The organism is Methylobacterium brachiatum (genome assembly GCF_900113845.1).
GTDB classification, from domain to species: domain Bacteria; phylum Pseudomonadota; class Alphaproteobacteria; order Rhizobiales; family Beijerinckiaceae; genus Methylobacterium; species Methylobacterium brachiatum.
Map to the genome: position 1 here is coordinate 36,263 of NZ_FOQW01000007.1, position 24,880 is coordinate 61,142.

At 64.7% G+C, this 24,880-nt stretch carries 20 protein-coding genes, 1 tRNA gene and 4 pseudogenes; 4 read left to right on the plus strand and 21 right to left on the minus strand.

Going from position 1 to position 24,880, the window contains the following annotated elements; all coding sequences use genetic code 11:
• Positions 1–199 precede the first annotated feature (199 nt).
• Positions 200–637 (minus strand): hypothetical protein, encoded by a 438-nt coding sequence (locus BMZ47_RS27900; protein ID WP_139220963.1) that lies wholly within the window; start codon positions 635–637, stop codon positions 200–202.
• A gap of 176 nt (positions 638–813) precedes the next feature.
• Between BMZ47_RS27900 and BMZ47_RS10065 the strand changes: the two are divergent.
• Positions 814–1,383: pseudogene (locus BMZ47_RS10065) on the plus strand (SDR family NAD(P)-dependent oxidoreductase); the annotation flags it as partial.
• Here the strand turns inward: BMZ47_RS10065 and BMZ47_RS10070 are convergent.
• The 10 genes and pseudogenes from BMZ47_RS10070 to BMZ47_RS27910 all read right to left on the minus strand — a co-directional run.
• Positions 1,349–1,678: pseudogene (locus BMZ47_RS10070) on the minus strand (transposase); the annotation flags it as partial. The pseudogenes BMZ47_RS10065 and BMZ47_RS10070 sit on opposite strands and share 35 nt — an antisense overlap.
• Before the next feature lie 239 nt (positions 1,679–1,917).
• Positions 1,918–2,808 carry a LysR substrate-binding domain-containing protein gene (locus BMZ47_RS10075; protein WP_091861466.1) on the minus strand — a complete coding sequence of 297 codons (891 nt, stop codon included), beginning with the start codon at positions 2,806–2,808 and terminating at the stop codon, positions 1,918–1,920.
• Between the two features lie 899 nt (positions 2,809–3,707).
• Positions 3,708–4,504: pseudogene (locus BMZ47_RS10085) on the minus strand (transposase family protein).
• 223 nt (positions 4,505–4,727) lie between these two features.
• Complete coding sequence (locus BMZ47_RS10090; RefSeq protein WP_091861469.1) at positions 4,728–5,945, minus strand: tyrosine-type recombinase/integrase; 1,218 nt, start codon at positions 5,943–5,945, stop codon at positions 4,728–4,730.
• Positions 5,946–6,032: 87 nt separating this feature from the next.
• Positions 6,033–6,431: a hypothetical protein gene (locus tag BMZ47_RS27905; RefSeq protein WP_139220964.1), complete on the minus strand. Its 399-nt coding sequence runs from the start codon at positions 6,429–6,431 to the stop codon at positions 6,033–6,035.
• Positions 6,432–6,583: 152 nt separating this feature from the next.
• Positions 6,584–7,393 carry a GIY-YIG nuclease family protein gene (locus BMZ47_RS10095; RefSeq protein WP_091861472.1) on the minus strand — a complete coding sequence of 270 codons (810 nt, stop codon included), beginning with the start codon at positions 7,391–7,393 and terminating at the stop codon, positions 6,584–6,586.
• Positions 7,394–7,787: 394 nt separating this feature from the next.
• Positions 7,788–8,123: a DUF6634 family protein gene (locus tag BMZ47_RS10100; protein ID WP_091861475.1), complete on the minus strand. Its 336-nt coding sequence runs from the start codon at positions 8,121–8,123 to the stop codon at positions 7,788–7,790.
• Positions 8,124–8,172: 49 nt separating this feature from the next.
• Positions 8,173–10,254, minus strand: coding sequence for an AAA family ATPase (locus BMZ47_RS10105; RefSeq protein ID WP_244536783.1), 2,082 nt, complete (start codon positions 10,252–10,254; stop codon positions 8,173–8,175).
• On the minus strand, positions 10,251–11,228 hold the full coding sequence (locus BMZ47_RS28930) for a hypothetical protein (RefSeq protein ID WP_244536784.1): 978 nt from the start codon (positions 11,226–11,228) through the stop codon (positions 10,251–10,253). Before BMZ47_RS28930 ends, BMZ47_RS10105 begins: the two co-directional genes overlap by 4 nt.
• The gene (locus tag BMZ47_RS27910) at positions 11,204–11,869 is read right to left on the minus strand and encodes a hypothetical protein (protein WP_139220965.1); all 666 of its coding nucleotides are present in this window, start codon (positions 11,867–11,869) and stop codon (positions 11,204–11,206) included. Before BMZ47_RS27910 ends, BMZ47_RS28930 begins: the two co-directional genes overlap by 25 nt.
• 267 nt (positions 11,870–12,136) lie before the next feature.
• On the opposite strand from BMZ47_RS27910, the gene BMZ47_RS29310 reads away from it, so the two are divergent.
• The gene (locus BMZ47_RS29310) at positions 12,137–12,496 is read left to right on the plus strand and encodes a helix-turn-helix transcriptional regulator (RefSeq protein ID WP_122160710.1); all 360 of its coding nucleotides are present in this window, start codon (positions 12,137–12,139) and stop codon (positions 12,494–12,496) included.
• On the opposite strand, the gene BMZ47_RS10115 is transcribed toward BMZ47_RS29310, so the two are convergent.
• The 4 genes from BMZ47_RS10115 to BMZ47_RS10130 form a co-directional block, all read right to left on the minus strand.
• The gene (locus BMZ47_RS10115) at positions 12,468–12,707 is read right to left on the minus strand and encodes a helix-turn-helix domain-containing protein (protein ID WP_091861480.1); all 240 of its coding nucleotides are present in this window, start codon (positions 12,705–12,707) and stop codon (positions 12,468–12,470) included. The genes BMZ47_RS29310 and BMZ47_RS10115 overlap by 29 nt on opposite strands.
• A gap of 379 nt (positions 12,708–13,086) precedes the next feature.
• Entirely contained in the window at positions 13,087–14,724 is a 1,638-nt protein-coding gene (locus tag BMZ47_RS10120; RefSeq protein WP_139220966.1) for a hypothetical protein, read from the minus strand.
• A gap of 114 nt (positions 14,725–14,838) precedes the next feature.
• Complete coding sequence (locus BMZ47_RS10125) at positions 14,839–15,543, minus strand: hypothetical protein (RefSeq protein WP_091861485.1); 705 nt, start codon at positions 15,541–15,543, stop codon at positions 14,839–14,841.
• On the minus strand, positions 15,540–16,649 hold the full coding sequence (locus BMZ47_RS10130) for a ComEC/Rec2 family competence protein (protein ID WP_091861488.1): 1,110 nt from the start codon (positions 16,647–16,649) through the stop codon (positions 15,540–15,542). The genes BMZ47_RS10125 and BMZ47_RS10130 overlap by 4 nt, the downstream gene beginning before the upstream one ends.
• Before the next feature lie 325 nt (positions 16,650–16,974).
• Here BMZ47_RS10130 and BMZ47_RS27920 point away from each other — a divergent pair, with 325 nt between their 5' ends.
• Positions 16,975–17,238, plus strand: coding sequence for a hypothetical protein (locus tag BMZ47_RS27920; RefSeq protein ID WP_122160714.1), 264 nt, complete (start codon positions 16,975–16,977; stop codon positions 17,236–17,238).
• On the opposite strand, the gene BMZ47_RS10135 is transcribed toward BMZ47_RS27920, so the two are convergent.
• The 3 genes from BMZ47_RS10135 to istA all read right to left on the minus strand — a co-directional run bounded on the left by BMZ47_RS10135 (position 17,202) and on the right by istA (position 20,028).
• Positions 17,202–17,825, minus strand: coding sequence for a hypothetical protein (locus BMZ47_RS10135; RefSeq protein ID WP_091861491.1), 624 nt, complete (start codon positions 17,823–17,825; stop codon positions 17,202–17,204). The two genes, BMZ47_RS27920 and BMZ47_RS10135, sit on opposite strands and share 37 nt — an antisense overlap.
• Before the next feature lie 71 nt (positions 17,826–17,896).
• Positions 17,897–18,766 (minus strand): IS21-like element helper ATPase IstB, encoded by an 870-nt coding sequence (istB, locus tag BMZ47_RS10140; RefSeq protein ID WP_091861494.1) that lies wholly within the window; start codon positions 18,764–18,766, stop codon positions 17,897–17,899.
• Positions 18,763–20,028 (minus strand): IS21 family transposase, encoded by a 1,266-nt coding sequence (gene istA / locus BMZ47_RS10145; RefSeq protein WP_208601031.1) that lies wholly within the window; start codon positions 20,026–20,028, stop codon positions 18,763–18,765. Before istA ends, istB begins: the two co-directional genes overlap by 4 nt.
• 210 nt (positions 20,029–20,238) lie before the next feature.
• Here istA and BMZ47_RS10150 point away from each other — a divergent pair, with 210 nt between their 5' ends.
• Positions 20,239–20,511 carry a hypothetical protein gene (locus tag BMZ47_RS10150; RefSeq protein WP_091861500.1) on the plus strand — a complete coding sequence of 91 codons (273 nt, stop codon included), beginning with the start codon at positions 20,239–20,241 and terminating at the stop codon, positions 20,509–20,511.
• 298 nt (positions 20,512–20,809) lie between these two features.
• Here BMZ47_RS10150 and BMZ47_RS10155 read toward each other — a convergent pair.
• The 3 genes and pseudogenes from BMZ47_RS10155 to BMZ47_RS10165 all read right to left on the minus strand — a co-directional run bounded on the left by BMZ47_RS10155 (position 20,810) and on the right by BMZ47_RS10165 (position 24,793).
• Positions 20,810–22,162 (minus strand): annotated as a pseudogene (locus BMZ47_RS10155) (IS3 family transposase).
• A 462-nt stretch (positions 22,163–22,624) separates the two neighbouring features.
• A tRNA-Met gene (locus BMZ47_RS10160) sits at positions 22,625–22,701 on the minus strand.
• A gap of 67 nt (positions 22,702–22,768) precedes the next feature.
• Positions 22,769–24,793 carry an OPT family oligopeptide transporter gene (locus tag BMZ47_RS10165; protein WP_091861504.1) on the minus strand — a complete coding sequence of 675 codons (2,025 nt, stop codon included), beginning with the start codon at positions 24,791–24,793 and terminating at the stop codon, positions 22,769–22,771.
• Between the last annotated feature and the right edge of the window lie 87 nt (positions 24,794–24,880).

Sequence of the window (24,880 nt, forward strand, 5' to 3'; positions counted from 1 at the left end):
AGGAAAATCGAGATTTCGGCGTGGTGAGAGAGAGCCAGCGCGGTCCGGGACGACAGATGTCCTCAAAGCTCAGATGGTTGCGATGTCAGTCCCAAAGTCCCGACCGTCGCGGCGTGCGGTGGTTATGTATTCCTTCGTCGGGGCTGCGTCAGGCCTGCTCGCTCAGGGAACTTCAGCCGAGAGTTCGCAGGCCTCGGAACTAAGTATCTACGGCCCTAGTCCGCGGCCGGACGGACGAAAGATCACGGTCGAGCGACGCGGTCGTGTCTGCCTGATCGGCCTCAACAGGCCCAATGTTCACCACCGGGTCGATCCCGAGGCGTTCAGCGCCTTGGCCCGTGCCTACGCCGCGTAAGATGCCGACGACTACCTTCGCGCGGCGGTGCTGTTCGGACACGGCGAGAACTTTACGCGCGGCATCTATGTCGATGCATTCGCCGCACCTCTGTGGACGGGTACGGCGCGCGCGCCTGATGCCGACGGCATTGATCCATTGGAGCGACGGACCCTCTTGAGCAAGCCGCTCGTCGCGGTCGTGCGCGGCGACACCTAGAACATGGGTCGCGAACTCTTCCTCGCTGCCGACATCCGCATCGCGTCCGCCGAGACGCGCGTCGCCCAGGATGAGCACACCCACGGACGCTTTTTAGGGGGGAGGCTCGACGGTGCCGTTTTCCGCGCGAAGCTGGCTGTCCGGTGCGTCGAGAGTGGCGGCAAACGAAAAGTCTCCCTCCCGAGCCTTGATAAAAAGATTATGAACTTAATCTATTGGCGCGGTCGGCAGTTGGTCCGCAGCCTTAGCCGGAGGGCATCATAGCCCAGGGAAGCATCAAGACCGCAATCGTCACGGGCGCCGCCTCCGGCATCGGGTTATCGACCGCTCAAGCCCTAGAGGCCGCGGGCTACCGAGTGTTCGGGACCAGCCGAAAGGCCACCTTGGACGAGGGCGGAAGGACCAGGATGCTCGTTTGCGACGTCACCGACGAGGCGTCCGTAACCGACATGGTCGAGACGGTCTTCGGCGAGACCGGTCGCGTCGACCTTCTCGTGAACAATGCCGGCTTCGGCATCAGCGGCCCGGCCGAGGAGACCTTGGTCGCGCAGGCCCAGGCTATGTTCAATGTGAACTTGTTTGGCGTTATCCGGACGACCCAGGCGGTCCTCGCCCTGATGCGTGCTCAAAGGGGCGGCCGCATCGTCAACGTCAGCTCCGTCCAGGGCTTCATTCCCGCCCCCTACATGGCGCTCTACGGCGCCAGCAAGCACGCGGTCGAGGGCTACTCGGCGTCCCTCGACCACGAGGTCCGCGGACAGGGTATTCGGGTCGTGCTTGTCGAGCCTGCGTTCACGAAGACCGCCTTTGACCAGAACCTCGTCCAGCCATGACGAGGTGGTGGTTGATCCGGCCGAACAGCCCTGTGTCGCGCCAGCGGCTGAAGTAGCCGAACGTGGTCGAACGCGGCGGCAGATCCTTGGGGATCATCCGCCAGGAGATCCCACCTCTCAGAACGTAGAAAATGGCGTTCAGAACCTCCCGTGTCGTCCAGAGCGGAGGCCGGCCACAGGGCGCTGGCCTCGGCATCAGCGGCGCGCTCACCGCCCACTCAGCGTCGGTCAGGTCAGTTTCATAGCGAAGGCCCGCGCGGCTATGCTGCCGCCGGGTGGTCGGGGTCCACATGCCAGGTCCAGGTCAGGCTTCAGCACCCGCCTGAAATCATTGCCATCCCGGCCACTCAACCCTGCCTTAGGCCCTTGTCGGACGGGCTCTTAGGAGACAAGCCGTCACTTATCATGAGGCGTTCGATAGGCGTCATTGATGGCTAACATCAAAAAATCTCATAGCTTTTCAGAGCATTCTTGACCAATACATATGATATTATATATAAATTTACTAACCGCATACTGAAAAATTGCTCATTAACCCTCACGGTCTGCTGCCATAGTCGCTAGTTCACCGCGTAGCCATCGGACAGTAGCCTGCACGTCAGGTCTATTGCGTTGATGATGAGCGACCCAAAGCTGAAGCTTGTGCGGACCTGCAACAAACCCAAAAGGCGCTACCAAGTGGCCTGAACGAACATCGTCCTCGACGAGAAGACGTGGCGCCATGGCGAGGCCAAGGCCGCAGGTTGCAGCCTGAATAGCCAAGTAGAAATGCTCATAACTCTCATGCGGTGATAGCTTCAATTCGGAATGTCCTGCCGCGGCTGCCCATTCTTTCCATGCGTTTGGTCGGGTGGAGCTGAGAAGAATTCGTGCTCCACGCAAACTGTCCATATGTCCCGGATCCAATCGCTCGGCGTATTTCGGGTGACACACCGGGCCAATTTCCTCCGTCGCGACAGTCTCGACAACGGCGCTAGCGGGCGCACGATAGATCGTTGTCCTAATAGCGATGCTGACTTCATCCCGAACAAAATCCTGATCGCCGTAGTTCACGTTGAGCTGGAATTCGAATGAAGTTTGAGAATTTTTAAATGTGGGCAGACGAGGGATTAGCCACCTCATCATGATGGTTGCCGAACAGGAGATAATCAAAGGCCCGGGCTGCATGCGCGAAACCGCGATCTGTAGCCGCTCGAATGCTTCGGCCACATCCGCAGCAAGTTGCGCGCCCTCTCGGGTCGGAACGATAGATCGGGGCTGACGCTCGAAAAGCGGAAATCCGAAGCGATCCTCCAGCGCCTTGATCTGCCTGCTGACGGCTCCGTGCGTCACCCCCAGGTCAACGGCGGCGGCACTCATACTGCCGAGCCGCGCCGCGGCTTCGAAAGCGCGCAATGCATTGAGCGGCAGATGAGTCGGCACGGCGTCCTCCCAAACTCTACCTGTCAGTTTTTATCACAGCTCTCTGCGCCGATCTCGGATTTTCGGCACGAATTTGCTCGGCTACTGATCGGAATAATAATTCTATGAAGTCGGGCTGAAACGGTGAAGGTCGGGCATTCGGCTCGATATGCACGGCGTTTGATTGCGCCGCTGGCGTATTGTGCAGATTTCGTTGATGCCGCCGACATCGCAGCTTCCACCGCGTCATTCGATGGAGGTCCGAGATGATCAGTCGTGTGAACGATGTGGCCTGCTCCCCGCCGTTGCGGATTGAAGCGGATTACTTGATCGAGACGATCGGCGATCCGCGGCGAGCTGCCGAAACTATGGCCGGCGAGCAATCGAGCGGAACCTTCGTGCCCGTGCCCGGCGAGACGCCCGAGTTGAAGGCCCGCTCCGCCGCACGCGTAGAGCGGCTTGAGCTTCTCGACGGTGTCTTCGAAGTGCCGTCTCTTCCAACAACGGCAAAGATCTCCGGCAATATTCGTCGCGCTGTGGCGACATTGTCCCGGACGAACTGGACGAGGCCCCTCAAAGTCCTGAGACGACGACGCAATCCGGGTCCACGGCCCCAGATCCCGACTCAGATCGGGAAATCCGGTCGCTTTCCGCGCGACGGCTGCCGAACACGCGCGCTGTTTGGACGATTCGGAACGTCCCTCGCATGCCCTTCCGGAATGTCGGACACTCAACCCGCGGGTAATAGTGCGGCCCTCGATTGCGCCTGCGCGGCACCGTGCCGAGAGGTCGATCGGCGTCTCGCCAAGCGCGGCCGTTCCGAAGCTTGATCAGTTCGCGGCGGTGCCGCGTGTCCTACGGTCGATGGAGAGGGCAAGGCAGCGACAGCTTTCCGAAGCATGTCCACAGTCAGCCCCGTTTCATCGGGTTCGAGCGAGGCGTCTGTCGAGGATCATCGCGGCGGCAGGGACGAAGAACGCAAACGCTGGACGATTCGATGGCCTCGTGGTCGCGGGCGAGCTTTCAGCGGAATGCGAGTCAGTCGAAGGTCCGCGCGATGTCCCGGCGCTCGGGCTGCACGGCAAAACCCTTCGGCCCATCTTGCGGCTCGACGATCTCGACAGTGATGACGCCTGCGGTGCCGGCGCGCTTACCCTGCAAGGCGCGGGCGGCCAAGCAGCCGGCGGGGACGGCCACAGCTGGCGCAAGGCGCGTCGGAGTACACGCCGCCGCGACTGCATGCAGGTCTGTGGCGGAGACGGCGGCAACCCGCCGGCGGCTGTCCACATCTGTGCGCCGGTGGCGCGTGCGCCCGACGACCCGTTGCGCCGGATCGAAGTTACGTTCTACCGCCACGCCGACGCCCCAGGAACGCAATGCCCGGGCACCAAGGCTGCAGCCTGCCGGCCCAGCTTGGCACCCAACCCTTTCCTGGTCGTCCATCGTGCGGGCCCGGGCGAGGTGCTCGGACGCGCCGGCCTACGATGGGCGCGGGAACCAGTGGTGCACCGTATCTTGCGCGAGGACGACCGGAGGCAGGCGCAGCCCGTACGCAAGATCTGGAGAACGCCGTCGCGAACCGCGCGCCGCGTTACCGGCTGCCCGTGCCGGATGGTGCCAGGGTCAGCGGCGCGACCACCGCCCATTCGGCATCGCTCAGGCAAGGCCCATCAGGCAGGCTCTCGCGCCGAAACCCAGCGCGGGCAGGCCTGCGCATCAGGGTTCCAGGGTTAGGGTTAGGCCCGTGACGCCCGCCGCTAATCGAAAGCCAAGCTGCTCAGTTCATCATGAAACGGCGCTTGGAGGTCGAGCGCCATTCGCGACCCGACAAGCCCGAGAGGCGACGTTCCCCGCGCGGCCGTCAGCCGCCGGGAAGCGGGGCTGAACTGGTCGATCCGAGGCGATGCGTTCCGGCACCAAGCCGGCCGCCGCAAACGCCGTCACCGCCGCGAGTCGGGAAGGTTGTCATTGGCGCGCAGGAAGGCGATTGAGAGAGCCGGAGGGCCATCCGAGAAGAACAGGGACGTTTTGGTCTCGTCCCCGACGACCGATGGCGCCCAGGAACTGATTTTCATCATGTCCTGACGAAGGCGCTCTTTGTCGAGATGTACATATCGCTCGCAGGAGCTGATATCACTGTGTCCGAGCAGCTCTTTCACCGCATACATATTGAATCCGCTCGCAACGAAAATGAGGCACGCTGCAGTATGTCGGTGATCATGCAGGACATAATCTACGAGGCCGGCACGATTAAATGTTTCCCGAGCGCGTTTGAAAAACGTGTAGTATGTGAGCGGCATCCTCTTACGTGAACGATTATTTCGATACGTGAAGACAAATTCAGGATGATCGCCGCGAACTAATCCGATGATTTGACGCGTCTCCGGGGTTAATGGAATCCCATGAATGGCCCCGCCCTTGTTGCGAATTGAGATGACACCAAGCCTTTCGTCGATATCAGACCAGCGCAAATTGACGACTGCCCCAACACGTATACCTGTTAGCCACATGAACTCGTGAACCAAGGCATCCTTGTCGGGTGCCTCCTTGACCAGGGCCTCCATTTCGTGCGGCCGCAGATAGCGGGTGCGCGCGTTATGCGGGCGCCTACCGATCGTCGACCAAGCAATATACGGCAGATTCTTGATTTGAAGCTCTTTGAGCGCAAAATTATACACACTGCGCATTGGATCGACAACGCATCTGGTTATGGTCGCTTCTTTCAATCTCCTTCCTGAGGGACTTGTCTTTTCGTCTCTGTATCGATTGGCAATCTTGCGGATGTCGTGCGCCGTGATCATGCAGATGGGCTTATCAGCTCCCAGTTCATCGATCAGTCGCCGCGCACAGCGACTACCGTTTCTGAAATTCCTATCGTTCTTGTTCGTGGTCCGATACTTTTCTATCCATCGCTCCAGAACCTCCCCAAGAAGATATGTTTTGTCGGTCATCGGCGATATCTGGACTGTATTTCTATCGAGGCTGCGCGATAGGGCAATTTTTCTCTGCGCCAATTCCTGTTTAACGATGGTGCGCGCTGCTCGCCTGTCGTGCTTCCCCGTCGCGATCGTGATGCGATCTACGCCCTTGCCGACATCATAGTGGTAAGTTCCGTCGGGCCGCTTGTAGAGGCCGTCACCGTTTCGTCTGCGCGGCATCAGAGACTCTCCCTTGGGGATAGCGCGCACGCGTTCACCGCCGGGACGCGAGATCCCAGTGCGGAGACGGTGTCGTGCAGTGGATGATCAGTTCGATCTATCGGACGTCGAACGACCTTTTTTTCGACGCCGCTGTTCGGGCGGTCTCGCCTCTATATTGTCTCCAGAGACCCGTGCGCAAAACCGCGCGACGTCGCGCGCCGTAAACGAGCGTCTGATCTTCACCCTTCCGAATCCGCGCAGCGCATACGAGATGGTTCCCGCCAGCGCATGCTGTCTGAGTGTCTTCGTGCTGAGGCCAATGAGCATCGCGACCTCGGAAAGGCTCATATAGATGCGATCTCCATAAGAGGCTTCGATTTTCCTTGTGAGATCAAGCAGATTATTTTGCCCTTGAATCAATAAAGTCGTGGAGAAATCCGCGTTTCCATCATAAGTTATACCTGTTTCTGCTTCGAACCGTGATCTCGAAATCCTGCGCGGCATGGCGTTCAAGCTCCTCGTTCGGTGACATCACCGCGAAATCCACTCCTTCGCTTCAGCGGCGCCGTTCCTTCGCTCCGGTGCGCGGCCACATCCGGGGAACGCCCATCGCCCGCTCCTTTCATGGCGCCCGCGTCGCGACACCCTGCGGCAGCTCAAGGCTCATCGACCGGCAGCCACGTCAGGCGTGCCGAACCCGCGGCGCCGCCCGTCACGAACGCCGCCGCCTCGTGGGCAGTGCGGAAGGCGATGAAAGCCGCGACGAGCAGGAGGCGGGGATCGGCATGGGCGACCAGAACGCCGCGCGCTTTCAGCTCGGTCCTGCGTGCGACGATCCACTTCGCAGCACCGCGCGTTTCGGCGAGGATCGTCGATCGGGGCAGGAGGACCGTCTCACGGCCCAGCATGGACGCACGGGCGTTGGCGCCCGCATGAGCCATCTCGTGCGTGGTCCAGGTCGCTCCCTCTGGATCGACACCTCTGGGAAGCGCGGCAATCCGCGCGGCCAAGGGTTCGGTGACCGGCTCGACATCGGCGATGAGTCCCGGAGCGACGAGACCGAAGAGCGGGCGGACATCCGCAAGCATGCGCGTCGCCGCGACGACGTCGTAGATGGACGCCGTGCATCGCTCAGGGTAGCGTCCGAGGACGCGGCCGATCCTCCCGGCATGGACGATCTCATCGACGAGGCGTCGCTGAAGGATAAGGCGGACCGTCTCGTTCATGACGTTCGGTCCCGTCATCGCGATGGCCTCGTAGACGAAGTCCAGCTTCGGATCCGTGGCGTGACCGGCCAATCGCTCGCGCAGCATTCCCGCTTCTCCGACGACCGCGCGCGCCTTCTGGGACGGTTCCTCGGCCACGCCGATCAGCAGGTAGACGCCTGGTCCGAGGAGGTCGGGAACCTCGAGCATCTCATCGAGCGCCCAGGCAGGAGCCGCGTGGACGGTGACGGCGGAATCCATGAACGCGATCGTCAGAACCCCATCGCCGCGCGAGCCGCGAAGAAGCCCCCTGATCGACCGTGGTATAGCGGGCGTCATCGGCAACGCTCCTTCCCCATTTCCGTCGATCCACCGGCACGCGGCTGCCCGTCGTGGCGGCGCTGATCGGCCTTGAGCCCGATTGCGGCGATCGTAGACACGAACGAAAGCCTAGGCTTTCGATCTCCGGATCCCTCGTCGACCGGCTGCGCCTGATCCAATCCGGCCTTCACACAGAATCCATGCGTCGGCCCGATACGGTTCCGTGCATCTCCCACCAAATACGCAGGACGTCTCGCGCGAATGCCGTCCAGATCGATCGAGACAATTGTCTTTTTATGCGTCTCTTGCGAAACAAATAGTGATTCTATTACAGTTATTGGATGCCGTCTTTATGGGCTTGCGAGCCTAGACGATAGAAACGAGAGAACGTGCGGGAGTACCCTGCGACCGGATCGAAGGTGATGAGCTCGCTCGTCCTGCAGAAATGTCCGTCCTCGATCTCTGGATGGCCGAAGACGGTTCCAAGGAGGTAGGGAAGCGGCATCAGACAGAGCTGCCAATCATAGAGGTATGGAGCATCGCGTAGGTCCAGTTCGCCGGGGTGCTCGCCCCGCGCAATACGCTCCAGGTCCTCCGCAAGGGCGCGGTACTTGCCGGCCCGATGCGTGAGTTCAGGAAATGGGCCCGGACCTCGGTTCAGAATCGACATGACGCCAATCCCCAGTTGTCGGCCTTGGTCGACACTACGCAGTGTCGTCTCAGCTCTTCGTCCCGCAGCCGGAGCGACTCGAAAGCCGATTTTTGGATGTCGTGTTGCTTGGGGTGACGCCTGACGTGACCGCCTCCAGCGCGCGCTCGATTTCTATGCTCTCAAGTGAGCGCCGCGCGATTAGAAGCTCGGTCAGACGATCCAAGCCGGCACGCCGTTGCGACAGGACGGACATGGCAACACCGAACGCGCGCTGCAGATCACGCTCGATGGCGTCATCGAGACCGTTCGGCATCGGGTCGAGGGGGCGAACGGTGATCCGGCCTTCGAGGCCCCAACGACAATGCATGTGCCCACAGAGCTCGGTTGCAGCGACGAGATCCGCTGCTGAACCGACGCTGGGGTCGCCGAGCACGAGAATCTCAGCTGCACGTCCAGCGAGATAGACCGCGAGTTGATCACGCACGTCCCGGCCGGTCGGATACCGGTCCCTGGCTTTGAGCCTCGTCTCGCCACCCAAGCCGGGACCGCTGTGCAGGGTGACGGCATGAAGTTCGAACCCGAGGGCATGTGCGACGACAGCGTGCCCGCTCTCATGCACGGCGGCGCGCCTATCGTCAGCTTGGCTCGGAGCCTCGTCCGCATGGCCGATCTCGGCCATGAGATCTCCCAGCGTCAGGGCCCGGTCTGCGCGCCGCGCGTGGCCGCGGGCTCGGCGTACCCATGCCGCGCAGTCCGCCCCCGTGCCGCCCACCGCTCTCCGGGCGGCATCGGTCAGGTCGGCGTCAGCCAGATCCTGCCCGAGATGATGACGCAGGATCGCGGCGAGATCGGAGATCGAGGGAGGATCGATGGTGATCCATCGGTCGAAGCGTCCCGATCGGAGAATGGCGGGGTCGATCCGTTCCGGGTGGTTCGTGGTACCGACAAGCAGGATCCCGTCCCGCCCGCCGGCGCCATCGAGGCATTCCAGAAGCCCGTTCACCAACTGGGTCCAGTAATCTCGGGCATAATGCGCAAAATTGCGCCGATCTCCGAACGAGTCGAGCTCGTCGATCAGAGCGACACAAGGGGCTGCCTTCCCCGCCGCTTCGAAAAAGGCGCGCATCGCCTTCAGGGTCGTGCCCAAATGGGCTTCGCCCGCCGCCTGCCACTGGGCGAGCGATCCGGAGAGGCAAGGGACGCCGGCCTGCCGCGCGAGGGCGGCCGCGAAGGACGTCTTGCCCGTTCCGGGCGGCCCGGCGAGGAGGACCGCATGCTCGCAGGCTGACCATGGGATCGTCTGTTTGGCATAGGCAGAGAGATCGGCGGCCGCCGCGAGGCCCCATTCGCGGGCGGAACCGTATCCTGCGAGGTCCTGCAACAACGGCACGACCGTCGATCGACTTCGGTGAAGACGCTTTTTCAGGATAGCGGAGAGCCGGTCGAGCGACCCTTCGGCACCGCGGGCGGGATGGATGGCGACGCGCAGATCCAGCGGTTCGATCTCTGAGGCTTCATCCTCGGAGAGGCGTCTGTCCGGCGCCGTACCGACGACATACTCCAAAAGCAGTTCGACGGCTTCGGGGTCAAAGCTTTCGACAGCGAGCCGCTCGTCGCACGCTCGCAGAAGCTCGTCGGGCAAAGCCGGGCACACAGGCCCGGCCACGCCTATCAAGGTGCGGTAATCGCGTAGGGCCCGAGATATACGGGCCAGGTGATCCGGGTCGTACTGACGGCTCTTGGCTCCTGCCGTGATAACGACCGGCCTGTTGCGGGACCGGGGCCTGCGGGGTCCCGTAGGATCCGGCAGACGTTCGATATCCGACTCGAAGAGGGCAGCGAGAGCCTCCGCCATCGGCTCGACCCAGTGGCCATTCGGGACTTCGACGATAACCACGGGCGCGGCGTTACGGATCGCCCTCTCCAAGCCGGCATTGGCCGCCAGGGCCGCGCCGAGGAGGATGGTCGCACCGACCACTTCGAGACCGGGATTCTTGAGAACGTCGGTGCGATCCGTGCACCCGGATGCGGGGGCGCGGCACGCGTCAAGACGCCGGAGAAGACGCCGGATCATCGTTCGCCGCGCCCGGTCCACGCTCACGGATGAGGACCGTTTGGATTTCGTTTTCGCGTCGCCAGACCGGGTCATCGCTCAGGACCTCCGGCTGGAACGTGAACATCCACCAAGCCCGGGAAAGCGAGTTCGATCATCGCCAACACTTCGCGCGATGGATCTTGGCCTGGAACCGAGCCGGCGGCATCGGATCGCTTCCTGAGGGTCGAGGACACCAAGCGCGTGTTTCCACCTTGGCCGAGGGCGCGCTCGATGCCTGTCAGCGTGTCCGAGCGCTCCGGCTCCCGCGAGGGCAACCCGCCGAGAAGAAGAACGTGATGGTACCCGCAGCGGCTTGTACCCCCGCCAAGCGTACCGAGGTGACGACGCCAGTCGCCGGAATTCAGGAGCCGGACGGTCGTCCATCGCTCGGCGTCGCATCCGACGAGCATGCACGCCTGTATCCTCTCACCGGGGCAGAGTTCCGACAGGAAGCCGAGGCTGTCGACCGGTGCGAACACGATCCACGCGTCCTTCCCATGCAGCCGGAAAGCGAACTGCCCGAACGGGTCTCCCGCGACGGCCAAGGCGTACCGCGCGGCGCTCTTCGCGACCCTGTGCAATCCGGGGCAGCGAGCGGCCACCTCGTCGGAATGCCGCAGAGCAAGCCTTCCGGCTGATGCCGGAGTGATGACGCCGCTGTGGGCGAGGGCCGTCAGCCAATTGACGGTTGGATCGGCGAGGCCTGTGAGCGCGCTCAGCTTGATCGCGAGCGGCTCTTCCGAGGCCGACGTGGGTAGGCGCCGCTTAGCCGCGAGGCTTCGCACCAGGCCGGCGACGGTTTGCTTCTGCCCACCGGAGGGTGACGCATCTGCGAGCAGCCGACCGCTTGGGAATTGGACGACGATGTTGCTTTCAGCCATCGCTGGCTCCATGTGGAAGAGGATCGTGCGGCCTTCGACGCGATCGCTGCCGTCCGAACGGGCGTTCGCCTTGCGCGGCCGAAGACCGGGTTCACGCGGTTCCGGTACCGCGATGAATGGGATCAGACTGCGTGAACGGGGCGCCAACCCAGTGTTTCCCAACACCCGTTCGGGTGCGGGTGCCGGAGCCGTACGACGCTCTGGTCGGTAATCCCGACCATGAGATCCATCGCGAAATGCCCGCCGTATACGAGACCGAAGACGCGATTCCGCGGATGCGGCCCGGCCAATGCCGCTTCGCAGTCGATGAGCGAAGCCCCGTCGCCCCAGGCGTTGATACAGGCGATCAATGTTTCCATGTCGCCGCAAGCCGGGACCATTTTGGTGTGGTAGATGCGCTTGGCGTTGCGAAGCCGCGGCTGCAATCGGACCTCTGCAGGCGGCACGATCAGAACCGATCGACCGACGGCCGACTCACGAAGGCCAACTCCGAAAGCACGGTCCTTCAGACGCGCTTGTTTCCACGTGCGCTCCGTCGGAAGGATAACACTGTATTCGCTGCCATTTTGTCGGAACCGGAGGGCCGAGATCGCGTCCTCTCCCAAACCGACTTCTCGTAGCAGACCGGTGAGTTCCAAGTCCTCACCGAGTCGAACAGCACCGTATACAGAAGCCAGAACCGACGCCTCGTAGTCGAGGCGTTTCGCATTTAAAAAGCCTCGACGCATCCGCCATCGGAGGGCGGACAGCGACGCGTGCCTATGCGGCAGGGGAGCTTCCTGGATCATGTGGCTGCTTCGATCTCGATCGTCCTGGGGCGACCGCGCGCTTGCGAATGCTGATCGAACGGGTTCCGCCACGTGGCACGATACCGTGCATGCGTGCGCATTCCTTCAATCGAAGGAATGACGCGGCTCGTCTTGCTTGACGAAACCGCCATATCAGCCGATCTTAAGGGTATCGGAAAAGCATCCGATCCCGCCGGCCTAAGCAGGTCAGTCTACGGCGCAGTATCGGATGCGCCGAATCATCATTGCCTTGCTCTGTAGACGATAATGCACATTGGGTCCAAATCAAGCGAAAGTTTCGACTTTCTTCGCGCGCGCCACTTTCGTGCGGCGCGCGTGCTATTGGATTGGACGCAGGAGGAACTCGCTCGGAAGGCGCACGTCGTGAGGCGTACGGTCGTGATGCTCGAAGCCGGTACGGCCCGTAACCACCCGCGAAAGATGCAGGCTGTTCTGTCCGCCCTCAGAGCCGGCGGGATCAGGTTCGTCTGCAGTTGTGATGGTGAAGTCAGCCTGATCGACGGCAATGCGCGGCCTGATCCGTTACCTGAATCGACGCGCCTTGGGGCAAACCGCATCGAGCGACTCCGGACGCGTGTCAGCGGTCGCCGTCCGACCGCCGTATAAGCTGCCAGGGTTCGAGCCGAAGCGCCCGCGCCAAGCGTTCCAGATTGTCGATCGAGAGGTTTCTCAGACCCCGTTCGATCCCGCTGATATACGTTCGGTCGATCTCGCTGAGATCCGCGAGCGCTTCCTGAGTGAGGCCCCGCTCTGCCCGCATCCGCCGCAGGTTGGTCGCGAGTATCTCCCGGAGAGCGCCTGGATAGGTTCGTTTCACCCACGCATCGAGCGTGGATGTGGACGATAAGACGACGGACTTTAAGTCACATTCGTAACGGCATGAGCGATCTTGGATCCCTTGATCGGCCATCCAAGAGAGTGCGCCGACTTCGCAGCCAGTACGCGTAAGCGGTCGCCCGCTCTACGCGGAACAGCTTACAAAGGTCGAAGGCTAACGTAACGACGGCTGCCGTCCGATCAACCAGCTCGGTAAAATCCCTGGGCCTTCGGTGACGGATTCCCGGTGGATCCCGGGGACAGCCCCGGCCAGGCTTCCGGGAAGAGTGCTGTGCGACTCGGCGGGGTACGCGTAACCCGTGGCGCTACGCGTCCCCGTTACGCTTTCCGGGCGCCTGGCTGCCAGGTGCCGGGGGTGGTCATCCGCGCATCCTGCGCAGGAAGGCCGCTTCCCGACGCGCCTGGGCGTCCGCCGATTGCTCGACGTGCTCGTCGAGGGCACGGACGAACACCGCCGCCCGTTCGAGTAGGAGTTGGTCGAGGGAGGTCTCGTCACCGCGGTAGAGCACCTCGGCCAGACGGTCGGCGAGATCCCCGGAGGGCGCGCGGCCATCCAGCTCCGAGCTCGGCGGCAGGACCGAGGTGGACGCCCAGCGCTGGCGGTAGTCGAACATCCCGGTGAAGCGGGTTCCGGATAGGAACGTCTCGCAGGTTTCCGGGGTGACGTCCGTGACCCGGACCGTGTCGGTATCGTCGGGATGCTCGTCATCGTCGAAGCGGGACAGCCAGGCGGTGTACTCGCTGCAGGTGAACTGAGGCGCCCCGGCAGCCATGATCTTGAACGGGCCGTCGGCGTCGCTTCCGTTCCGCTCGGTGAAGGGGAAGCCTTCGAACGAAAGCTCGGGCGCGCGGAGCCAGAAATCGGTCGCGGTCGAGCGGGGTCCGCGTCCGATGACCGTCCACGGCTCCAGCAGGAAGCGCGCCTTCACTTTCTGGCCCGGCGCACCGGTCAGGCAGAGCGACACCACGTAGACGAGGAACGCGGGGGACTGCCCCATGGAACGGCGCGCGCCCCTGAGGCGCGAGACGCCGCCGTCCTCGGCCACCCGCTCCTCGTATTGGTAGAAGTCGACCGGCACCTTACCCACGACATGGGGGAAGAGCATCACGCGCGGCAGGTTGCGGGACCAGGTCTCCTGGGGTTCCTCGCCCCGGTAGGCCATCCGGCCCGTCCGGTCATCGTAGGCGAGTTCCTCGGTCTCGCAGGTGCCGAAGAACGCGGGCAGGTCGACGAGGGTGCCGTCGGCGGCCCGCTGCGGCCGCCCGAAGAAGGCGCCGAGCCTGTTCAGGTGGTCGGCGAGCTTATCCATGCGCGAACGCTCGACCTGCGGCACCCACGGCTGCAGGAAGTTCGCGAGCGCCTCCCCCATCTCGTCGAGCAGGCCCGCCACGTCGACCTCGTTGCCGCTCGCGGCGGCGAGACGGGCAAGCTCGACGACCATGCGGTGGTAGTGGTGGATCGAGCCGCTGAACTTTCGTTCGGGAGCGACCCCGTCCGCGAGGGCGGAGAACTCGGCCTTGTTGAGGTGGAACGGGCGGTAGTTGTTGGCGCCGGCGGCCACCTTGGCGGCGCGGCACACCTCCGTGACGGACACGCCGAGGCGGTCGGCCTGGCTGGTGATGCAGGCCGCCGCCGCGCGCGCCTCCGTGGGGTTCAGCTTCCGCCGGCCCACGGCCTTCTCGCCGGATTTCGGACGCAGCAGCCGCGCGACGGCGGAGAGGATTTCCCCCGGGCGGCCGGAGGCGGCGAGCGCCTGGGTCATGATGTCGGTGACGGTCCGTTCGATGGTGGAGTGTTGCTGGGTCATCGTCGTCTCCTGGTGCCCGGTGGGGCATGGCTGGAAGATGCCAACGCGACGTCCGACGCGCATTATTATGCGAATTGGGTGGTCAAAAATTACTGCAGAAGGCCTTTTTAAGATTTTGCAGAAAATTCCGATGTGGAGGCTCATCGTCAGAGGCGGGGCTTCGCCGAGGCCGAACAGGCCGCGCCGCATCAGGCGGTCAGCCGATGCGCCTGCCTGCATCCTGTACGAGGGCATGATGCGCGCGACACTGGCAGGGCACAGCCGGCCTGGGAGGGGGTCGGTCGACGCGACCGGCGTGCAGGGTTAGGGAGCCTTGGACTGCTCCTTCCTGGGAGCCTTCCTGCCGGACGCGGGTGCCTTAACCGGCGCGGCGCCGCGCCTCGCCAGGACCGTGCACACCAGCCGGTTTCCGTAGGTCGCCGCTACGTGCCGGGCGATCACGAGTTGGAGCACAAGGAGGGCCAAGTAGACGGCCAATACCGATGCCGGCCGTACCGTGAAGGCCGCGGCGACGCCGAACATGACGAGGAACAAGGCCGCGAAGCCGGCATAGTCCCTGGTGAACAGGAACTCGCGGTGCGCCCACAGGATGACCGGATCGTTCTCGGTCTCCTTGAAGAAGCGGTACCAGACGCGGTTCTCGTCCTCGGGGGTCGTCGGCCAGCCCTTGCCGAGGAGTTTTCGGAGCGCCTCCACGTCGATCCGCGGGTCGGCGACGGCGAACACGCTGAAGGCCCGATGGCCGGGGAGCGCGTGCCTCCAATGAAGGAAGACGAGGCGGGCCTTGGTTTCGGCGCTGAGGAAACCGTTCGCCAAGGTGGTGGCGATGAGTGCGACGGCCATCGGGACGAGGCCGGTGGCGCCGGCGATCAAGCCCTTGAGGCCCATGGTCGCCATAGCTTCATACTGGGAGAAGCCGTAGAGGGCCGCGAGGTTGGCCGCGATGGTCGTCCAGAGGGCCGCCCGGTTCTGGTCCTTGAGGGACTTGGGGGGCGCCTCCTTCGTCACGTGTACTCCTCCACCCTGGTGAAGAAGGGCATCTCCTCCGAAGGCCCGTATCCGGCCCGTCCCGGGAAGCCGGCGTTGTGGCACTTGTCCTTGCCCTGCGTGGCGATGATCTTTCCGCCCCGGCGCTTGAAGGCGTTGAGCACGATCCTGCGGGGATGGTCCGCATCCTCGGCGGGGGCTGATACGTAGGCGCTGAAACGGGGCGCGGAGCCTTCGGCCAACTTCGGGCCGAGCAGCCTGTCGAGGATGTCCGGGCCGACGTTGCGTCGGCTTCCGTGATGCGGGATCTGCACGAAGCGGAAACGCCGGAGCGGCAAGCCGAGCGCGTCGGCGGCATCGGCGGCCCAGGTCAGGCCATTGATGCCGGCGTCGCCGGTGAGCAGCACCGGGCCCTTCTCGAAGGAGCCGTAGAGGACGACGCTGGACTCATTGCTCGCGCTCGTGAGGCCCCCGTTCCTGAGCCGCTCCGCGTCCCAGCGTTCCGTGGTCCAGCTGTGGACTTTGGCACGGGCGGCTTCCAGCACACGGTCGAGCGCGGTCCGCTTGCCGATCCACATGCCCGCCTGCTCGATGGCGACTTGGTCGGCCGCGGGCGTCCTGTCGAACTGGGGCAGGAGGTACCGGTAGGCCTCCAGGCTCGGCGACAGGACCGTGAACGGGCCGATCCGCTCCCCGGCGAACGGGAAGTGAAGCTTGCAGCCGGCCTCCGCCGCGAGGTCGAGGATCTCCGCGACGATGTCGTACTCGGCCAGGAGCTTCTTCCGGAGTCCTTCCTCGGAGAAGCGCTTGTCGAGGAAGAGGTGCCGGGATTGCTCCGCGAGGAGCCAAGGCACGTGAAGCCAGAGGTTACGTACCGGTACCTCGCGGAGCACGGTCCTCAGCCCGGAGGCATGGTCGCCGTCCGAATGGGTGAGCACCACATGTTCGAGGAACACCCGGGAGGTGAAGTTCCGTCGGAGATGCCTCACAATTCGGTCGCCGGTGGCAGCATGCCCGCCGTCAACGAGCATCAGGCCAAAAGCGTCTGGTTCGCCGTATCGGACGACGATGGCGTCGCCGGCCTTGGCGGCGTCACCCACCGCGAGGAACTCGATCTCGCACTTCACCGGCCATCTCCCGACCGCATGCCGTCGCGTGGAACGTGTCCCTGCAGGACGGCCAGCAGGGTCCGGGCCGGCTGACGGCAACCGCGGCCAAGATCATGGGTTATGCGACCTGGACCCCTTTTGTTCCTTAAGCTGGCGGCGGACCGTCGGCGTGACGGTCCCGCCACGGCGGCATCCGGCGTGACCTGCCTTAGACCTTGCCGAAGCGATTGCCGGGGATGCAGAGTTGATTACATCAAGGTGGGTCCATACTTTCATCACCTGGGCTAGTATGGTGACTGACGCGCGCCGCCCCTGACGCCGCTCTCGAACCAGGAGGCATGTCATGGACGATCCGAAGCTCGAAGATGCCACCATCGGGATGGCCGAGGCTCTCCTGCGTCTGGACCACGAGCGACCCGAGCGGAACTCCGTCGAGGACCGTACCGCTGCAGACGTCCTCCGCAGGAAGGGGTTCACCCCGGAACGTATCGAGCGCTGGTTCGGGTACGTGCCGCAGCCCATGCCGAAGGAAGCCCGGGAGGAGCCTCGACGTACCGAGCCGGCGGAAGCCTATGGCCTCGCAGCGTTCGTGAGTTTCGCAAGGTAGCTTCTCAGTCGGGCCTCCGCCTCGGGATCGGTCGCGAACGGAAGGTGGCCCTGCCACGTGGCGCCGCTCTCGACGAGCATGGCCCAGCCCAGCCTCACCTTCTCCCCCGGCTTCAGGCGTGAACTGACTTGCCCGGGAAGGGCGGAGAGGGCCCAGATCGTCCTCGGGTCGTCGTCGTTGACGACGTCGTAGATGTCGGCCTTGAGCCGCCAGTCGACCTCGTCCGGCGGCAACTGCTCGATGTAGCGCAGGAGCGTGTCCCGGACCTGCCCGTCGCCCGGGTCGTTCCAGGTGTCCTCCCACGGGTAGAAGCCCGCCCTGGCCCAGACGTAGGACCCGTTGTCCATCGCCGACAACGCGAGCCTCCCGAAGCCGAGGGCCTTGGCCAGCACATAGGCGTTCCTGAGCAGGAACCGGCTGTGCAGCTTCCCCTGGTGCTCGGGCACGATCTCAAGCTTGTTGAGGTGCACCTGCCCGGTGTCGAACTCGACCGAGCGGCCGGCCTTCAGCACACGCCGGCCGGCCTTGTCATACCCCCAGATCTCGATGCGGGCGTGCCCCTTCACGGGGTCGATGAGGGTTGTCAACGGGCGCCGAAGTCTCCGCAATTATGGGCTTTCAAAATTCCCTACCCGGCGGGTTCGGTGGCTATCGGTGATCAGCCGGCGATATGATCAAGGGTCGCCTTCTTGGGTGGCCGGCCGCGACGTCGTGGAACCGGCGGCGGGGTGATCAGCGCTTTCGAACGCACGTGCTCGGGGATCAGATCGCCGTGCTGGCGCAATCGGTAGCTCGCCCCTTCGATCTGGATGACGACGGCGTGGTGTAGCAGCCGGTCGAGCAGGGCCGTGGCCACGACGGGGTCGCCGAACACTTCGCCCCATTCGGCAAAGCCGCGGTTCGAGGTTAGGATCATCGCTCCCCGCTCGTAGCGCGCGTTGACGAGTTGGAAGAACAGGTTGCCCCCGCCCGGGACGACGGGCAGGTAGCCGATCTCGTCCACGACCAAGAGCGAGACCCGGCTGAGGTAGCGGATCCGCTCGCGCAACGCGCCGTCGCGCTCGGCCTTGGCCAGCGACGCGATCGGATCGGCCAGCGTCGAGAACACCACGCTGCGCCCGGCCTTCACGGCCTCGACGGCGAGCGCCGTGGCCAGATGGCTCTTGCCGGTGCCGGGCGGCCCGAGGAGATGGACGACCTCGGCCCGGTCGATGAAGGTCAGTTCCGCCAGCGCCATGATCCGCTCCCGGTCGAGGGAGGGCTGGAAGGTGAAGTCGAAGCCGGCGAGCGTCTTGATCGTCGTCAAGCGTGCGACCAGCAGGGCGGTCTTCACCCGGCGGTTCTCGCGCAGCGTCAGTTCCTCCATCAGGATCTCGTCGAGGGCGGTGATCCCATCGATCTCGCCCTGCTCGATGCGCCGGGCCGTGGCGTCGAGGACTTCCAGGGCTCGCGGCATGCGCAAGCCGACCAGGCTGTGCTTGATCCTGTCGAGGGTCGTGGCGGCATGGGAGGTGGCGGTGCGGGTCATGACCGGACCCCGATCCCGGCGGCGAGCCGCTCGCCGACGGCTTGGTAGACGGTCAGGGAGCGCTGCGCGACATGATCGCCACTCCGAGCGATCGGCAGGCTGTCGGGATGGCCGTGCCGCATGGCCCGGGCAGCTCCTCCCTGCCGATGCTCGGGATCGACGCGGTATTGGCGCCGTCCCTCCAGGATCGGGTGGCTCGCCACGAGCCGGCCGCCGTCGAGGATGCGGATCGTGTCGGGCAACTGGTGCACTTCGACGACGCGCCGCGTCCGATCCGGCACGCTGTAGTAGTTGCCGCCGATCGAGACGAGGCCGTCGTGGCTGACGCGCCGTTCGAGCTTGAGCAGGACGTCGAAGGGCACAGCGGGCAGCGGCTGCAACTCGGGCTTCTCGGCGGCGAGGGCCTCTGAGACGATTCGCTGCGTGGTGCCATGCAGGCGGACGTTGGCGATGGTGTCGAGCCAAGTCCGGAGTTGGAGGTTCAGGTCGTCGAGGTCGCGGAAGGAGCGGGCCAGGAAGAAGTCCTGGCGGATGTAGGAGAACGGCCGTTCGACCTTGCCCTTCGTCTTGGCCCGGTACGGCCGGCAGGCACGCGGCAGGAAGCCGTAGTGTTTGGCCAGCGCCAGCAAGGATCGATTGTAGACGATATGGCCGTCCGCCTCCTCGCCGGTGACTGCCGTCTTCATGCGGTCGTAGAGGATCTCGATCGGCACGCCGCCAATCGCGGCGAACGCCTGGATGTGACAGCGCATCAGGGTCTGCAGGTCCTGATGCAGGACGAAGCGTGCCTCGATATGCCGGGAATGGCCGAGCACGAGCGAGAACAGCCAGACGATGCAGGTCGCGCCCGGTGCGTCTGTGAAGGTGACGACGAAACGAGCGAAGTCGACCTGCGCCTGCTGGCCCGCCGGCGTCTCGAAGCGAACCTCGTAGGGCTTGGCCTCGGGCGGCCGGATCGCGGCCACGAACCGCTTTACGGCGGTGTAGGCCCCTGTATAGCCGCGCTCCCGCAGCTCGCGGGTCAGGCGCACGGCGCTGAGATCGGGGAAGGCAGCGACGCGCTCGCGCAGGTAGACGAGGTAGGGGGCGAGCTTGCTCGGGCGTCCGGCTTGGCGTGGACCGTAGGCGGGCGGTTCGAGGCCGCGCGCGATGTACTTCCGGACCGTCTTCGGATCACGCCCTGTCCGGCGGGCGATGGCGGTAACCGACAGGCCCTGTCGGTGAAGGTCGAGGATCATGAGGAGTTCTCCCAGCAGGACCATCCTCGTCGCTCCCGACCGATACGCATCGGCCGGCATGGTGGCGCAGGATGGATAAGCCTGAGAGCGCGGGGTGCCCTGCGAGCTCTCAGGCCCGGGCACCGACCAGGGAATTTTCGACGCCCACAATCAGGGAGTATTCAACGCCCGCTGACAACGTTCGCGGAGGGATACAAGCTGGCGGAGAGCAGGCTTAGGGCGAGGCGTGAGCGGGTGCTGCTATACGCCCTGACCGCTGCCCGCGAGGGTGTCGCGAAGGCTGACCCAGCCGATGAAACTGTCATCGACGGTAAGAGCATCGTGGAACTAACCCTTAAGCTCAGCGACGACGACTCGTTGCTGGAATTGGGCGACCACGCCTACTACACCAAGCCGTCGGCACATCTCGTCCTTGAGTGCCTAATGAATGGTGTCCACGTGTTGCATAATGTAGACGACCGCGTAGTATTGCGTTGGGGCGACTGGGTGAAGTCTGATTTCACTTGAGGTACTGAGGCATCTGCGCGGCCTCGATCGATGTCGCGCAGATGCCATGGTACGCCACCGCTTCGCTGCGCGCCCGAGGACCGTCTTCATTGGCGGTGGTCGAAGTCATTTCGCAAATGCTCCGCCCCCCGGCCGGTCCGGGCCAGCGCTAAGGGAATGCCTGCCGACCCGCTGAACTGTCTCGACGCTTTTAGGATCACGCCAGTTATGTCCCAGCATGCGCTGGGTGTCTGTCGTCAGATGATTTGAGACGGTTCGGGACGCTCAGGAACGGAGGCTCTGGTCCATCTGGGAGAGGTTAGGCAGCCTGTGCGTGATGGCGCAAGCGGCGATCGGCGAGGGTCTGACGCTTGATCCGTGCGCGCTCGCGCAAGATGTCCTCGCCGCGGCCGAGGTAGACGTCGGCAGGGGTGAGGTTGTCCAGGCTCTCGTGAGCCCGAAGATGGTTGTAGTGCTCGACGAAGGCGGTCACACGCGCCTCCAGTTCGCCGGGCAGGTAGGCGTGTTCGAGCAGGATGCGGTTCTTGAGCGGTCTGGTGCCAGCGCTCGATCTTGCCCTGCGTCTGAGGATGACGGGGCGCGCCGCGGATGTGTGTCATCCCGCGGCTGCCGAGCCAGTCGGCCAGATCGGTTGCGACGTAGCTCGACCCGTTGTCGGTCAGCAGCCTCGGGCGATGCACGACCTGCACCTGATCGAGGCCAGCGGCGGTCAGCGCCAAGTCGAGCGTGGCGGTGACGTCACTGGCCTGCATCGTCGTGCACAGCTTCCACGCCACGATGTAGCGCGAGAAGTCATCGAGCATCGTCGACAGGTAGTACCAGCCCCAGCCCACCACCTTCAGGTAGGTGAAGTCCGTCTGCCAAAGCTGGTTTGGCGCGGTCGTCTTGTCGCGGAACTCGTCGGCGGCCTTGACGACGATATAGGCCGGGCTGGTGATCAGGTCCTGAGCTTTGAGCAGGCGGTAGACGGTCGCCTCGGAGACGAAGTAGCGCCGCTCGTCGGTGAAGCGCACCACCAGCTCGCGCGGGCTGAGCTCCGGCTCCTACAGTGCAAGAGCGACGATCTGATCGCGAACCTCGGTCGGCAGACGGTTCCACACCCGGCTGGGCCGCGAGGGGCGGTCGGCCAGAGCTTCTGGGCCGCCGCGGCTATAGGCGTCATACCAGCGGTAGAATGTCGAGCGGGTGATGCCGAGCTTGTCCAGGGTGGCGCGCACCGGCAGGTGGGACTGCTCGACCAGCCGGATGATCTCCAGCTTCTCGGAGGCCGGGTATCTCATGCCTCGTCGCCCCCAGCCCCGCTCATGCTTTTTTTGAGCAGGCGGTTCTCCAGGACGAGATCGGCCACGACCTCCTTCAGCGCGCCTGCCTCGCGACGCAGGTCTTTGACCTCGTCGGCGGTCGCGGCCCGAGCCGTGTCACCGGCCAGCCGCTTCTTGCCAGCTTCCAAGAACTCCTTGGACCAGCCGTAGTACATCGAGCTGGCGATGCCCTCGCGCCGGCACAGCTCGGCGATGCTGTCCTCACCGCGCAGGCCTTCCAGCACGATGCGGATCTTCTCCTCGGCCGAGAACTGCCGGCGTGTGGCGCGACGGATATCCTTGATCACGGCTTCTGCCGGCTTTCGTGCCGGCCCGGACGTCTGTTTCATCTTCGCTCCTGGGGGCTACGATGAACCAGTCATCCTCCGTTCGTGAAGACCCTCAATCTGTCTCAGGAGCGCTGACGGCGGACACTCGTAATCCGTGAGAGTGCCCGCGGAGTGATCCGAAACTCGAGAGGTTAGCGGAACATGCGGACGACGCCCCGGAACTCCACCGCCGCCTTGAAATGCCGACACCTCTCGGAGCAGGTACTGCGATGAACGGCGAACTGCGAAGCTTAGCACTCGCAAGTTACGACGCATTACTCCTGGCAGCATGAAATACGGTCGCGGCGCGCTGCCGGCCCGATCCGGGGCTGCGAACGAAGGAACGAAATTGCCTCGCTGCGGCGTCGCACGAAGGAGTGGGTCGTCAGAACGGCTTCGATCAGCTCTGCGACCCAATTGCGACCCAGGAGCCAGAACGCTCAGAACCCACATGAAGTTTTGGATCTAAGTCACTGGTTTTGATGGTAGCGAGGGAGGGATTTGAACCCCCGACACAAGGATTATGATTCCTCTGCTCTAACCAGCTGAGCTACCCCGCCACAAGCCGCGCGTGCCCCGGAAGGCAGCGACCAGCGGCCGGGGTATAGGGAGGCCGGGCGCGGGCTGTCAACGGTTCTCTGCGCGGAATTTGGGGGTCCCGACGGGGCGTCTCTGCGCAGGGTCTGCGAAGGGACCGCGGATGAACCGCATCGCCGCGAAGAATCCCCCGACAAACACCGCGCCGCCCAGCCAGGTCGCCGTCTGGGCGAAATCCGGGCCGACCAGGCTGAGGGTCGAGGACCGGCCGGAGGCCGCGTCGATCGCGGTCAGGCCGATTCCGACGAAGCTCTCACCGACCAGAAAACCGGAGGCGATCAGCACGCCGCGGCGGCGGGCGGCCTCCAGGGTTTCGCGATCGGCGCCGCTGCGGCGCAGGGTGCGCAGGCACAGGAAGCCGAGGAGGCCGCCGAGCCCGATCGTCATCTCGACGGAGAGCGGCAGGTACATGCCGATGCCGACGGTGAGAGCGGGAAAGCTGAACGCCCGCCGCTTCAGCGCGACCTCCAGGCCGACCATGACCGCCCCGAGGGCGCAGCCGATCAGCAGCATCGGCCAGGGCAGGGTCCGGGCCACGATTCCGTCGGCGATCTGGGTGACCAGCGAGGCCTGGGGCACGGTGAGTGCCAGCGCCGGGTCCATGCCGGGGCGGGGCAGCGACCCGACGAAGCCGTAGGCGCCGTAGAGCAGCGACAGCAGCGGCACGATCACCAGCGAGCCCACTGCGACCCCGACGATCAGCACCAGCTGCTGGCGCCAGGGCGTGGCGTCGACGATCTGGCCGGTCTTCAGGTCCTGCAGGTTGTCGTTGGCGATGGAGCAGGCGGTGATGATCACCGAGGCGGCGAGCAGGACCAGCGCGACGGTGACGCGCCGCGCCTCAGGGCTCTCGGCCGGCCCGAGGACCAGCGGCAGCAGGGCGGCGCCGACCATGGCGGTGAGGATGCCGATCCCGGAGATCGGGCTGGTCGAGGAGCCGAGCAGGCCCGCGAGGTAGCCGCAGACCGCCGCCATGGCGGCGCCGAAGACCAGGCAGAACAGCAGGCCGGCCGCCACCACGGCGACGAGCATCGGGCCGGCGATGCCGAGATCGGCTGCGAAGCCGGCAAACAGGGCGCCGAGCGGCAGGCAGAGCGCCAGCGCCACCCCGCCGACCAGGGGCAGCGGCAGGTCGCGGTCCTGCCGGACGGCGGCCCGGGCCGGATCGCCGGCCGCCAGCGCCGACCGGATGCTGCGGGCGATCGGCCGGACGAGCGTCGCGACGGTCCAGAACCCGCCGACCGCGATGATCCCGGCGCCGACGAGCCGGACCTGTCCCGACCAGACCGCCTGCGCGGCCTCCCCGGGGGTGAGGCCCGGCTGGGGCGTCAGGGCGGTGAGAACCGGGACCATGATGCCCCAGGCGATCACCACGCCGGTGAGCAAAGCGAGGCACGCCCCGATCCCGACCAGGTAGCCGACCCCGACGAGTGCCAGGGAGAATCCGCTGCCGATGCTGAACACGGCGCCGCCGAAACTGAACGCCGTGAGCACGCCGTCGGCCAGGATGCGCAGGCCGCTGGTCGCAAAGGCGACGAGGCCGGAGCCGGCCGCGGCGGCGAGCAGCGTCGTCAGCCCGCGCTCGCCGGTCTCGGAATGGCCGGCGCGCAGCACCTCGGCGGCGGCGACCCCCTCGGGGTACGGCAGGTCGCTGCCCGAGACCAGCGCCCGGCGCAGGGGGATCGAGAACGCCACGCCGAGCCAGCCGCCGATCAGGCAGACCAGGCTCGTTTCCCAGAACGGGAAGCCGTGCCAATGGCCGATCAGGACGAGGCCCGGCAGCACCAGGATGACGTTGCACAGGGTGCCGGCCGCCGAGGCCTGGGTCTGGACGATGTTGTTCTCGAGGATGCCGGCGCCGCCGACGAGGCGAAGCGCACCCATCGAGATCAAAGCCGCCGGGATCGAGGACGAGAACGTCATCCCGGTCTTCAGGCCGAGATAGATGTTGGCGGCCATGAACACGATGGTGATCAGGGCGCCGAGCACGATCCCCCGGGCTGTGATCTCCCGCCCATGCCCGCTCGCCGGGGCGCCCGCGTCCATGATCGCCATTGCGCCCCCACCGGCGCGTGCGGCCGGACATTTATCCCAGGACGAACAGTAACCCGATGACCCGCGCGGCGCCGCCCCCTATCTTGC